At 60.8% G+C, this 12,247-nt stretch carries 11 protein-coding genes; 6 read left to right on the forward strand and 5 right to left on the reverse strand.

What is annotated here, in order from left to right; translation table 11 throughout:
• Positions 1-165: 165 nt before the first annotated feature.
• Positions 166-1,068 (reverse strand): LysR family transcriptional regulator, encoded by a 903-nt coding sequence (locus MCB86_RS18200; RefSeq protein WP_239611773.1) that lies wholly within the window; start codon positions 1,066-1,068, stop codon positions 166-168.
• Between the two features lie 3 nt (positions 1,069-1,071).
• Positions 1,072-1,968 (reverse strand): LysR family transcriptional regulator, encoded by an 897-nt coding sequence (locus MCB86_RS18205; protein ID WP_239611774.1) that lies wholly within the window; start codon positions 1,966-1,968, stop codon positions 1,072-1,074.
• Between the two features lie 324 nt (positions 1,969-2,292).
• Here MCB86_RS18205 and MCB86_RS18210 point away from each other — a divergent pair, with 324 nt between their 5' ends.
• From MCB86_RS18210 to MCB86_RS18230, 6 genes are all read left to right on the forward strand, one after another.
• Positions 2,293-3,402: an NADH:flavin oxidoreductase/NADH oxidase gene (locus MCB86_RS18210; RefSeq protein WP_045163073.1), complete on the forward strand. Its 1,110-nt coding sequence runs from the start codon at positions 2,293-2,295 to the stop codon at positions 3,400-3,402.
• A 31-nt stretch (positions 3,403-3,433) separates the two neighbouring features.
• Positions 3,434-4,192, forward strand: coding sequence for a tellurite resistance TerB family protein (locus MCB86_RS18215; RefSeq protein WP_239611775.1), 759 nt, complete (start codon positions 3,434-3,436; stop codon positions 4,190-4,192).
• 19 nt (positions 4,193-4,211) lie between these two features.
• The gene (locus MCB86_RS22980) at positions 4,212-4,337 is read left to right on the forward strand and encodes a hypothetical protein (protein WP_275589558.1); all 126 of its coding nucleotides are present in this window, start codon (positions 4,212-4,214) and stop codon (positions 4,335-4,337) included.
• Between the two features lie 13 nt (positions 4,338-4,350).
• A protein-coding gene (gene prfB / locus MCB86_RS18220) for a peptide chain release factor 2 (RefSeq protein ID WP_155397658.1) occupies positions 4,351-5,446 on the forward strand; the annotation gives its coding sequence in 2 pieces (ribosomal slippage) (positions 4,351-4,422 and positions 4,424-5,446; 1,095 coding nt in all).
• 181 nt (positions 5,447-5,627) lie between these two features.
• Positions 5,628-7,130: a lysine--tRNA ligase gene (lysS, locus tag MCB86_RS18225; RefSeq protein ID WP_045163071.1), complete on the forward strand. Its 1,503-nt coding sequence runs from the start codon at positions 5,628-5,630 to the stop codon at positions 7,128-7,130.
• A gap of 374 nt (positions 7,131-7,504) precedes the next feature.
• Positions 7,505-8,800: a flavohemoglobin expression-modulating QEGLA motif protein gene (locus MCB86_RS18230; RefSeq protein ID WP_239611776.1), complete on the forward strand. Its 1,296-nt coding sequence runs from the start codon at positions 7,505-7,507 to the stop codon at positions 8,798-8,800.
• 60 nt (positions 8,801-8,860) lie between these two features.
• On the opposite strand, the gene MCB86_RS18235 is transcribed toward MCB86_RS18230, so the two are convergent.
• The 3 genes from MCB86_RS18235 to dctP all read right to left on the reverse strand — a co-directional run bounded on the left by MCB86_RS18235 (position 8,861) and on the right by dctP (position 11,825).
• Positions 8,861-10,171, reverse strand: coding sequence for a TRAP transporter large permease subunit (locus tag MCB86_RS18235; RefSeq protein WP_239611777.1), 1,311 nt, complete (start codon positions 10,169-10,171; stop codon positions 8,861-8,863).
• Positions 10,168-10,707: a TRAP transporter small permease subunit gene (locus tag MCB86_RS18240; protein ID WP_045163067.1), complete on the reverse strand. Its 540-nt coding sequence runs from the start codon at positions 10,705-10,707 to the stop codon at positions 10,168-10,170. Before MCB86_RS18240 ends, MCB86_RS18235 begins: the two co-directional genes overlap by 4 nt.
• 83 nt (positions 10,708-10,790) lie before the next feature.
• Entirely contained in the window at positions 10,791-11,825 is a 1,035-nt protein-coding gene (gene dctP, locus MCB86_RS18245; protein ID WP_052679336.1) for a TRAP transporter substrate-binding protein DctP, read from the reverse strand.
• Positions 11,826-12,247 lie beyond the last annotated feature (422 nt).

Genomic DNA, 12,247 nt, shown 5'->3' on the forward strand with positions numbered 1-12,247 from the left:
TCGAGTCGGGTAGAGAACCTTGCGCTGCCAGATGAATGCTGCGCCTGCTCGCGGCTCGATAGAATCGCCACACGGAGCAATCCATAATTTCGTTCTACGAAATAATCGTATTGCCAGCTGACAAAGGGCGACGGTGGGAAATGGATCGATCGAAGCCTGGTGGCTTCATCTGGAAAAGGCCGGGTGGGCGCGTAATCGGGGCGTCGCGAAGTCGACGAAGGTGCGCACGCGCGCCTCGGCCCGGCGGCCATCGCGGTAGATCAAATGGGCCGGCATGCTCTGGTTGGCGAAGCCGTCCAAGACGGGCTCGAGCAAGCCGCTCTGCAGCTCATGGTGCGCTTCGTAGCTCATGCAGCGAATCAGCCCCAACCCCAGGGTGGCGGCACGAATAGCCGCACGCTGGGTGGTGCACGTCAGCACGGGGGCAGGCCGCATCAGCCGTGTGGCGCGCTCGCCGCGAAAACGCCATTCGGCCTCAGGGCTTGCGGACGCGGTAAGGACGGTGCGGTGAGCGTGGAGATCGTCGGGGGTCTCGGGCCGCCCCCATGTTGCCAGGTAGCCTGGCGAACCACAGACAATGGGGCTCACCATGCCCACTGGAATGGCGAACCCGGACGAGTCTGGCAGCTGGCCAACGACAAGGGCGACATCGATGCCCTCCTCAAGGAGTTTGGGCACGCCTTCGCTGGTCCGGATAACCAGACTTACGTCAGGAAAGGCCGCCAAGTAAGCAGTGGCGATCGGCGTGAATACCTGGGGATCCATCAGCAGCGGTAGCGAGACGGTCAGTTCCCCGGTGGGACATGCATGCAAGCCGGCAGCGGAGTGTTCGGCGTGGTCGATTCGCTCCAGGATTTCTCGACAGTCCAAGGCAAACCGTTCGCCTGCAGGGCTCGGCTCGACGCCGCGCGGACCACGAATCAATAGGGTGTTATTCAGGCGTGCTTCCAATGACGCTACCGTGCGCGTGATTGTCGCTGGCGATAGATTCAGATTCCGCGCGGCAGCGGCGAGGCTGCCCGATTTCACAACGGCTTCGAATACCTGCATTTCGCGGTATCGGCTCATGCGCTAGGTCCGTGTAACCACGTGCAGCCCTGGATTTTCCAGAAACCGACTGGCGCAATAGTCGACGAAAGTGCGCACCTTGGCAGGCACCCGTTTACCGCCTTGATAGAGCACATGCACCGGCAATGCCGATGTACCGAACTCATCGAGGACGATTTCCAGTTCCCCCTTCGATACCAGGTCGGCAACTTGGTAAGACAGCACCCGGGTGAACCCCCAGCCAATGCGCGCGGCATTGATTGCCGCCTGATTGGAGCTGACCACCAGCCGCGGTTTGGGGTGCAAGGTGATGGAGTTCGGCCCCACCTGGAATTGCCAATCGGTAAGCAGGCTGCTCGTAGAGGACATCACTATCGGTGACGCCAGTACCTCTTTTGGGGATATCGGTCTGCCGACGCGATCGAGGAATGCGGGTGCGGCACAGATGACAGGGCGGATCTGCCCGACATGGATAGCCTGCAGACCGGTCTCAGGCAGCTGGCCGATGCGTATGGCCACATCTACGCCTTCCTCAACCACGTTCACCAGACGATCCACCAACAGCGCGTGGATAACTACGTCCGGGTGCTCACCAAGGTACTCGGTGATCAGCGGAATCAGGAATAACTCACCAAACATCACCGGTGCTGTCACGGTCAGATTGCCGCGCGCACGAATGCTGCTGCCGGTGGCCAGTTCTTCGGCTTCTTCCAGATCCAGCAGGATGCGCTTGCAGTCTTCCACATAGCGCCGGCCTGCTTCGGTCAGACGCAGACTGCGGGTGCTGCGCGCCAATAGCAGAGTGCCTAGGCGGCGCTCCAGACCCGCTATCACTCGCGTCACGCTCGGCGGCGACATGCCCATCCGTTTCGCCCCGCCCGCAAAGCTCTGCGCATCAGCAACCGCCAGCAGTACCTTCATCTCCTGAAACCTGTCCACACTCACCGTCCAGATTCGAGCCTTCGTTAAATGGATTCCAGCTTAGTGTTTGCGAGTCACCGTCGAAAAGAAAACAACCGGCACGGGCAGTGCCGTCCCATTTGCGCTGCGCTGGGAAAGGGCAGGCACGAATCGATCGTCCAAGGCTGATTTGTTTCCCACGAAACCGCCCACCCACAGTGATGAGCTAGCCAACTGCAACACTCTGTCACCGATTCGCCACCCACGCGGCCTTGGCCGAGCAAAGTCGTCGAAACAGTCTGTACTGGAGGATGTCCAACGCGCATCCATTGCAGTGAGGTTTCCATGACACAGCTTTTCCAGCCGCTCACCCTGCGTCAGCTGACGCTGCCCAATCGCATCGCCGTTTCGCCCATGTGTCAGTACTCGGCCAAAGCCGGCATGGCCAACGATTGGCATTTGGTTCATCTGGGTAGCCGGGCCGTCGGCGGGGCGGGGCTGGTCATCATCGAAGCCACCGCAGTGACGGCTGATGGGCGCATCTCGCCGGAAGACCTGGGTATCTGGTCCGACGACCATGTCGAACCGTTGCGCCGCGTCACGCGGTTCATCGAGTCTCAGGGTTCGGTAACCGGCATTCAGCTGGCCCATGCCGGCCGCAAGGCGAGCACCTGGCAGCCCTGGCTCGGACGGCACGGAAGCGTACCGATCGCGGCCGGGGGCTGGACGCCGGTCGGCCCCTCGACCATCGCTTTCGATCCGGAGCATGCGGTGCCCACCGCGCTGGACGAGGCGGGAATCAACGAGATCATCCAGGCGTTCGTGCGTGCCGCCGAGCGCTCGCTGGCGGCAGGCTTCAAGGTGGCTGAGGTGCACGCGGCGCACGGCTATCTACTGCATCAGTTCCTCTCACCGCTTTCTAATCAGCGTCAGGACCGCTATGGCGGCTCCTTCGACAACCGTATCCGCTTGCTGCTGGAGGTTACCCAGGCGGTGCGGGCGGTATGGCCGGAGGCGTTGCCGCTATTCGTGCGGCTGTCGGCGACCGACTGGGTACAGGACGGCTGGAATGCGGAAGAAACCGTTGAACTCGCGCGGCGGCTGAAGACTCTCGGCGTCGATCTGATCGACGTGTCCTCTGGTGGCACGGCCGTCAATGCCGAGATCCCGGTCGGCCCGGGCTATCAGACCCAGTTTGCCGAGCAGGTGCGGCGTGAGGCCGGCATCGCCACCGGTACGGTCGGCATGATTACCGAGGCGGTGCAGGCCGAGCACATCCTGCGTACCGGCCAGGCCGATCTGATCCTGCTGGCGCGCGAGCTACTACGTGATCCCTACTGGCCGTTGCACGCGGCCGAGGACCTACGTGACAGCTCGGTGCCTTGGCCCGCCCAGTACGTCCGCGCAGCTCACCGAAACACGCCCATTCGCCAAGTTCCCGATTCGCTCGATTGAATCCCCCATAAACTCGCTTCAGGTAATCTCCATGAAAACCAGTGGTTTGCTCGATCAGCTACTCAAGTCCGGCCAGGACCTGCTGCAGAAGCAGCAAGGGTCGGTCTCCCGTTCACCGACGACCAATGGAAAGGGGTCGCTCGGCGACATGCTGGCCGGTGCCGGTGGCCCGCTTGGAAGCATACTCGGTGGCGTCGGCGGAGCTGGAAAAGGCGCGCTGGCGACCGGGGCACTGGGTATGCTCCTCGGAAGCCGGGGCGGCCGCCGCTTGGGTGGCAAGGCGGTCACCTATGGCGGCCTGGCCGCCCTCGGCATGCTGGCCTACAAGGCCTACGGCAACTGGCAGGCACAACAGGCACAGCAGGGTGGCACAGCGCGAACAACCGCTACACGGGCGGAGCCGAAGACGGTCGATCGGCTGCCGCCGGATCAGGTCGAGGAGCACAGCCGCGGGATCCTCAAGGCGCTGGTCGCGGCGGCAAAAGCCGATGGCCACGTCGATGACCAGGAGCGGAAAATGATCGAAGCCGAGCTGGCCCAGCTCACTGATGATCCCGAATTGCAGCGTTGGCTCGAGGCGGAGTTGAACAAGCCGCTGGATCCGGTTGATGTCGCCGCGGCCGCCACCACACCGGAAATGGCTTCGGAAATGTACTTGGCCAGCGTGCTGATGGTGGATGAGGAGCAATTCATGGAGCGAGCCTACCTCGACGAACTAGCTCGGCAGTTGAAGCTCGATGCGCAGTTGAAGGTCGAACTGGAGAGCCAGGTGCGCGGCGTTTCCGCCTGATGCCTTGTAGGGGCGGTGCTTGATCGCCCTGGCTGTGTTCTTTCCGGTCGAGCTGCTTGACAGCGGCGATGCCGGCGGTCTCGCGTGGGCTGTCAGCGGCGGTCTGCTGCGCTATAATCGCCGGCTTTTCGCACCGTCCGATTGAGAGCTGCCTACCTATGGAAATCAACCCGATCCTCAACAGCATCAAGGACCTGTCCGAGCGCACCCAGTCAATTCGGGGGTATCTTTGACTACGATCAGAAGCATGATCGTCTCGTCGAAGTAAACCGCGAACTCGAAGACCCCAACGTCTGGAACAAACCTGAGTACGCCCAAAACCTGGGCCGTGAGCGCGCGACCCTGGCGCAGATCGTCGAGACCATCGACGACCTCGAGGGCGGCCTGGCCGATTCCCGCGACCTGCTCGACATGGCTGTCGAAGAAGACGACCAGAGCGCCGTGGACGATGTCGCCACCGAACTCGACCGCCTGCGCGCCATCCTCGAAGGGCTGGAATTCCGCCGCATGTTCAGCGGCGAGATGGACCCCAACAACGCCTACCTCGACATCCAGGCCGGCTCCGGCGGCACCGAAGCCCAGGACTGGGCCAACATCCTGCTGCGCATGTACCTTCGCTGGGCTGACAAGCGCGGTTTCAGCGCCGAGATCGTCGAGCTGTCCGAGGGCGAAGTCGCCGGTATCAAGGGCGCGACCGTACACATCAAAGGCGAGTACGCCTTTGGTTGGTTGCGCACCGAGATCGGCGTGCACCGCCTGGTGCGCAAGAGCCCGTTCGACTCTGGCGCTCGCCGCCACACCTCATTCTCGGCAGTGTTCGTCTCGCCCGAGATCGACGACAGGGTCGAGATCGACATCAATCCGGCGGATCTGCGCATCGACACCTACCGGTCATCCGGTGCTGGTGGTCAGCACGTCAACACCACCGACTCGGCGGTACGTATCACCCACGTACCAACCAACACGGTGGTGGCCTGCCAGAACGAGCGTTCCCAGCACGCCAACAAGGACACCGCCATGAAAATGCTGCGGGCCCGGTTGTACGAGCAGGAAATGCAGAAGCGCAACGCGGCCTCCCAGGCGCTGGAAGACACCAAGTCCGATATCGGCTGGGGTCATCAGATTCGCTCCTATGTGCTCGACGACTCGCGCATCAAGGATTTGCGTACCGGTGTGGAACGTAGCGACTGCCAGAAGGTTCTGGATGGCGACATCGACCAGTACCTCGAAGCCAGTTTGAAACAGGGGCTCTAAGCCGCTTTGCTTGGCGAGTGGAGGTGGGCTGAAGCGGAACGTCGCCTGGCCCTCTCTGCATCAGCTTTGCATACAAATAGGGTGGGCTTCAGCCGACCAAAACGGGGTAGTACCTGCTGCGGAGCACTTTCCGGCACGGTCGTCCCAGGATTCATCCAATCGATCCAGGCATTTTGAAACCATGAGCGAACAACCGCTGAACCAGCACGCCATCCAAGAGGAAGAAAATAGCCTGATCCTTCAGCGCAAGGAAAAGCTGGCCGCCGAGCGCGCCAAGGGCAATGTTTTCCCCAATGACTTCCGTCGCGACAGCTACTGCAACGACCTGCAGCTGAAATACGCCGACAAGACCAAGGAAGAGCTGGCAGAAGCGGCGATCCCGGTGAAGGTTGCCGGGCGCATCATGCTCAACCGCGGCGCCTTCATGGTGCTGCAGGACATGACCGGGCGCATTCAGGTCTACGTCAACCGCAAGACGCTGCCGGCTGAGACCCTGGAAGCCATCAAGCACTGGGATCTGGGCGACATCATCGCGACGGAAGGCACGCTGGCGCGGTCCGGCAAGGGCGACCTCTACGTCGAGATGACCGACGTACGCTTGCTGACCAAGTCGCTGCGTCCGCTGCCGGACAAGCACCACGGCCTGACCGACACCGAGCAGCGCTACCGCCAGCGTTACGTCGACCTGATCGTCAACGAAGAAACCCGCCACACCTTCCGTGTGCGTTCGCAGGTGATCGGCCACATCCGCAAGTTCCTCAACGAACGCGACTTCCTCGAAGTCGAGACACCGATGCTGCAGACCATCCCTGGCGGTGCCGCGGCCAAGCCGTTCGAGACCCACCACAACGCGCTGGACCTGCCGATGTTCCTGCGTATCGCGCCGGAGCTCTATCTCAAGCGCCTGGTGGTCGGCGGCTTCGAGCGGGTCTTCGAGATTAACCGCAACTTCCGCAACGAAGGTGTATCGACTCGGCACAACCCCGAGTTCACCATGCTCGAGTTCTATCAGGCCTACGCCGATTACGAAGACAACATGGACCTCACCGAAGAACTGTTCCGCGAGTTGGCGCAGCTGGTCCTCGGCAGCACCGACGTGCCCTACGGCGACAAGGTGTTTCATTTCGGCGAGCCCTTTGCGCGGCTGTCGGTGTTCGATTCGATCCTCAAATTCAACCCGGACATCAGCGCCGCCGATCTGCAGGACATCGACACCGCGCGCGCCATCGCCAAGAAAGCCGGCGCCAAGGTGCTCGGCTTCGAGGGGCTGGGCAAGTTGCAGGTGATGATTTTTGAAGAGCTGGTCGAGCACAAGCTCGAGCAGCCGACGTTCATCACCCGTTACCCGTTCGAAGTGTCGCCGCTGGCGCGTCGTAGCAACGACGACCCGAGTGTGACCGACCGCTTCGAGCTGTTCATTGGCGGCCGCGAGATAGCCAACGCCTATTCCGAGTTGAACGACGCCGAAGACCAGGCCGAGCGCTTCCACGCGCAGGTCCGTGACAAGGACGCGGGTGACGATGAGGCCATGCACTTCGACGCCGACTTCGTCCGCGCGCTGGAATACGGCATGCCGCCGACCGCAGGTGAGGGCATCGGTATCGATCGTCTGGTGATGTTGCTGACCAACTCGCCGTCGATCCGCGACGTAATTCTGTTCCCGCATATGCGTCCAGAAGTCTGATCAGACCAGGACGCGCAAAATCCGCCGTGGACGGAGCCAATCGTCCTCGGCGACTGGCTGCGCCCGACACCGTTCTGCTGGCCTGCGTCGGTGCACGCAAGCGACGGACGGGCCATCCGCAGGTGGAACCGCCACGGACAGGCGCCACCCCGCAGCCGGCCGCGTTCGCCCATCGTGGTGGTTGCGTCAGCACCGAAGATGCACAGCTGAGCCGCATGGCACCACGATCGCGCGCTAGGCTCGATGGCTTCAGATCGGTCGTCGCCTGCCGAAAGCTTCATATATGGCACGCGGCGTTCGTGAACCGAACACGGAAGGCGAGGGCCCACTGATGTATAACTTGAACGCTACGGATCATCACTGACGAGGTACGGATGAATACCCGTAACAATCTCGATGAGTACCAAAGCACGGTGCGCGGCCTGTCCGATCGTATCGTCGAGGCGCAAACCCCTATGCGGGTGCTTGATGCGGTGAAGTGGGACGACAGCATTCGCCAGGGCTTCTTCGCCGCGGGTGCTCGCGAGCTGCCACAGGTTGATCGTGGGTATTACGAGGGACGGCCGCTGGGCTTCGATTCCAGTGCGAAGAAGGAAGAATTTCAGAATATCGAGCGTGACATCACGCGCCAGCTAGGACAGTTCAATCCGGTCGGGCAGATCATGCGGCGCATGTGCAAGGAGTACCGCATGGTGATCCGCATGCTCGAAGCGCGTGGCACCGCCGATTTCGGTCTGATTTCCCAAGAGCTTTACGGCGCCGCTTCGGACGCCTTTCACGCGGGCGATCCGACGCTGGCGGACCTCGGTCTGATGCTTTCCGACTACCTGAACAACATCGCCGACCGGGGCGATCTCAAAGACGAAGCCAAGACACTCAGTGCGCCGCAAGCCGTGGACATGTTGCAGCAGCGGCTGGATCTGGTGTTCGGTGAGGGTGAAGGCGTGATTCGCGTATTTGAATCCGACGGCATTCTCGCCGACGCCGCGGCGGGGGCCGACTACATCAAGATCCGCAGCGACGCGATGTTCAATGCCCGCGATGTGCGTGCGCTGGAAGTCCATGAGGGGCTGGTGCACGTCGGCACCACGCTCAACGGCCAGAACCAGCCGATCTGCACCTTCCTCGCGAAGGGCCCGCCGTCCTCGACAGTGACCCAGGAAGGCTTGGCGATTCTGATGGAGGTAATCACTTTTGCCTCCTACCCGACCCGCCTGCGCAAGCTGACCAACCGTACCCGTGCGATCCACATGGCCGAGGAGGGCGCGGACTTTCTCGATGTGTTCGGCTTTTTCCGTGACCAGGGCTATACGGAGGACGAGTGCTACAGCAATGCCAGTCGGGTTTTCCGCGGCTCGCTCCCGAATGGTCTGCCCTTCACCAAGGACCTGTCCTATCTGAAGGGTTTCATCATGATCTACAACTATATTCAGCTGGCGGTGCGCAAGGGCAAGCTGGAACATATCCCGCTGTTATTCTGCGGCAAGACCACGCTGGAAGACATGCGTACCCTGCGCCAGCTGGTCGAGGAGGGAATGGTGGTGCCGCCCAAGTACCTGCCGCAGCAATTCCAGGATTTGAACGCGCTGTCGGCCTGGATGTGCTTTTCCAACTTCCTCAATCATCTGAGCCTGGATCGCATCGAAGCCGACTACGCCAACATCATCTGATCGGAGCGCACAAAAAAGCCGGAGCTTTCGCTCCGGCTTTTTCGTTTAAGCGGCCCGTCGTCAGAACAACGTATTCGGCAGGTAGGTTGCGATCTCTGGGAATAGCATGATGATGCCCATGCCAATGATGTTGACGATCACGAAGGGTATGACCGACCAGTAGATGTCTTTCATGGTGATGCCGGGCGGCACAATGCCTTTGAGGTAGAACAGGTTGAACCCGAACGGTGGCGTCATGTAGCCGATTTCCATGTTGATCACGAAAAGCACGCCGAACCAGATCGGATCGAAGCCGAGTGAAGCGACGATCGGCAGGAATACCGGCAGCGTGATCAGCATGATGCCGACAGGGTCGAGCAGCATGCCCATGACAAAGACGATCGCCATCATGAAAATGATGATGGCCCAGCGGCCCCCAGGCAGATCCATCATCAGTCCTTCGATCAGCGACTGCGCCCCCATACCTTGGTAGGCCGAGCTGAACGCGTGGGCTGCGAACAGGATCCAGGCGATCATACCGGTCAGTTTGAAGGTACGGATAGCCGCTTCCTGCAGCACAGGCCAGTTCAGCTTGCGGTAGACAGCGGCTGAAATCAGCGCGCCGAACACGCCCATGGCGGCGGCTTCGGTGGGTGTGGTCAGCCCGCCGATGATCGAGCCGAGTACCATTACCACGATACCAATGGGTAGCAGCACCGCGCGTATCGCCCGTAGTTTCTCGCCCCAGCTGCCTCGCTCTTCCTTCGGCAGTGCCGGTGCGAGATGAGGTTGCAGGAAAGAGCGCACCAGCACGTAGGTGACCGTCAGCGCCACCAGCAACAGGCCCGGCAGCACTCCGGCGGCGAACATCTTGCCGACCGACTGGCCGCTGATCATGGCGTAGAGAATCATCATGATGCTCGGCGGTATCAGGATGCCCCAGCCGCCGCCGGTGTTGATGCAACCGAGCACCATGCGTTTGTCGTAGCCGCGTTCGAGCATGGCCGGTAGGGCAATGGTGCCCATCGCCACTACCGCCGCGCCGCTGATGCCAACCATGGCGCCGAACACCGCGCAGATGCCTAAGGTGCCGATCGCCAGCCCGCCGCGCATGCCGCCGCACCACAGGTGCATCATCCGATAGAGATCGCGCGCGACCCCGGTGCGCTCGAGCAACATCGCCATGAAGACGAACAAGGGAATAGCCACCAGGGTGAAGCTTTCCATGGTGCCCCACATCTGCGAGGCCACCATGTAGAAGGCATCGACGCCCCATGTGAAATACAGGAACAGTACCGAGACTCCGCCCAGCACGAAGGCCAGCGGCAGCCCCAGCACCAGGAAAAACACCAGCGTCAAAAAGAACAGCAGCGTGGTGATTTCGATGCTCATTGGGCATCCTCCGCGTGCTTGGCGCCGTTAGTGGGCTCGCGGCCCAGCGCGATCAGGATGTCCTGCAGCAGTTTGGCGATGCCTTGCAATAACAGCAGCAGGGTACCGAGCGGAATCATGATCTTGATCGGCCACACCGGTGGGTTCCACGCCGAATAGGAGGTTTCCATGCCCTGTACCGATTCCCAGGCCATGGAACTGCCGAAGTACAGCAGTGCGGCCATGAACAGGAAAAACATGCTCGAGGTGAAAATATCGACCCAGGCGCGAACACGCGGGCTGAAGGTTGAATAGAGCAGGTCGACGTTGACGTGGTCGCGGTGCGCCATGACGTAACCGCCGGATAGGACCACGTAGGCACCGAACAGCATCTGGCCGAGCTCGTTGGTCCAAGAGGTCGGGCTCGAAAACAGGTAGCGCATGAACACTTCGAGCAGCAACAGCACGAAGATCAGAAAGATCAGATAGGCCACCCAGCGACCGATGAATTCGTTGAGCCGGGTGATGCCATTGATGTAGGCATGAATCGCGCGCATGACGAGCCCTACGAGCAAGGGTTGAGCGGATCAGCTGCCCGGCGCGAGCTATCGCGCCGGACGAGCCGAACAGGCGAGGGGTGTCAGAGGTAACCGAGTTCGCCGAGGAAGGACTTGAGCTTCTTCAGTGCTTCGGCCGCCTTGTCGCTGCGCTGGCCTTCTTCTTCCCAGGTCTTCTGTGCCACTTCACGCAGGCGTTTTTGCACATCATCCGGCAGCGTGTTGACCTGAACGCCTTGCTCGGCCATGACCTTTCGCAGCGTGACCTGCTCCTGATACAGGTACTCGTTGGTGCGGTACCAGAACTGCTCGTCGAGGATCTGCTTGACGATTTCCTGGTCGCGCTCGGAGAGTTTCTCCAGCGCCTTCTGACTGATGATGATCACATCGGTGCCGGCGATGTTGAGCGCGGGCCTGACGTGGTACTTGGCCACCTCATAGAAGCTCATGCTCGCCGCGCCCTGCACCGCACCCCAGTGAGCACCGTCTACCACGCCGGTATCGAGCGCCGGATAGAGTTCGCCACCTGGCAGGTAGGTGGTCGAAGCGCCGGCCTCATCGAGGAATTTCTGCAGGGCGCCCGAGGAGCGGATCTTCAGCTTGGTGAAATCCTCCCAGCTGTTGATCGGCTTTTTCACCACCATCTCAGTGGGATAGACCTTGTCCGTCGACCAGTAGACGCCGTGCTGGGCCGCTTCCTCGCGGAGCATGTCCTCGAAGCCCATGTGCTTGTGGAAGTAGGACGCCTCCCAGACGTTATCGAAGGCGAAGGGCAGACCGGAGGCGATGCCGGCGAGGGTCATCTTGTCCTGTGCGTAGCCGGGGGAGATGGTGCCCATCTGGATGATGCCGCGGCTTACCGCGTTGAACGTCTCCTGCGGTTTGAACAGGGCGCCGGATTCGAACAGTTGCAGTTCGAGCCGGCCTTCGGTGCGCTGTTCGATCTGGTTTTTCAGGCGCACAAGACTGTCTTTGTAGGAGCTACTGGCGCTCGGCCAGTGCGATTGAACACGCCATTTCGTGACATCGGCGGCGGCCGCCATCTGCGGAAGCACTGCCGAGACCGCCAAGGCGACCAGGCTGGCTGGAACGAGCAGCTTCTTGAACATGGATTTCATATCGCGTCCTCTTCTTGTAATTGTCTGGCTGACGGCCATTTTCTAGCACTTGCTTCGCTTTGCGTTTCGCACAGCAAAACTGATTTTTACAAAGTTATCCGAAAGCTAACATAGCGGGGAGCTTTTTCAACCACTAGCAGAAGGCTATCGTCGCCCTTCTAATTTTTCATAATGTGTCCAAGCGCCTGGCTCGCCGGCCATATGGCACTTCGATACTGATCTTAGACGGTTATGTTTGTGGGGCATCATAATTCTGCCTGATGGAACTTGATTTCGAATTGACGCATGGTTTCAGTCGTGCCAGCTTCAAAAAGACGCAGACTCGCCATAAAAACAATCGAGAGGACAGGCCATGCGACTCCTTAAACAAGCATCGGGATGGAACCGCCCCGCGCAGATTCAGCGCAATGAAGCGGCCTGAC

It is taken from the genome of Pseudomonas sp. KSR10, assembly GCF_022355455.1.
In the GTDB taxonomy this organism is placed as follows: Bacteria; Pseudomonadota; Gammaproteobacteria; order Pseudomonadales; family Pseudomonadaceae; genus Stutzerimonas; species Stutzerimonas stutzeri_E.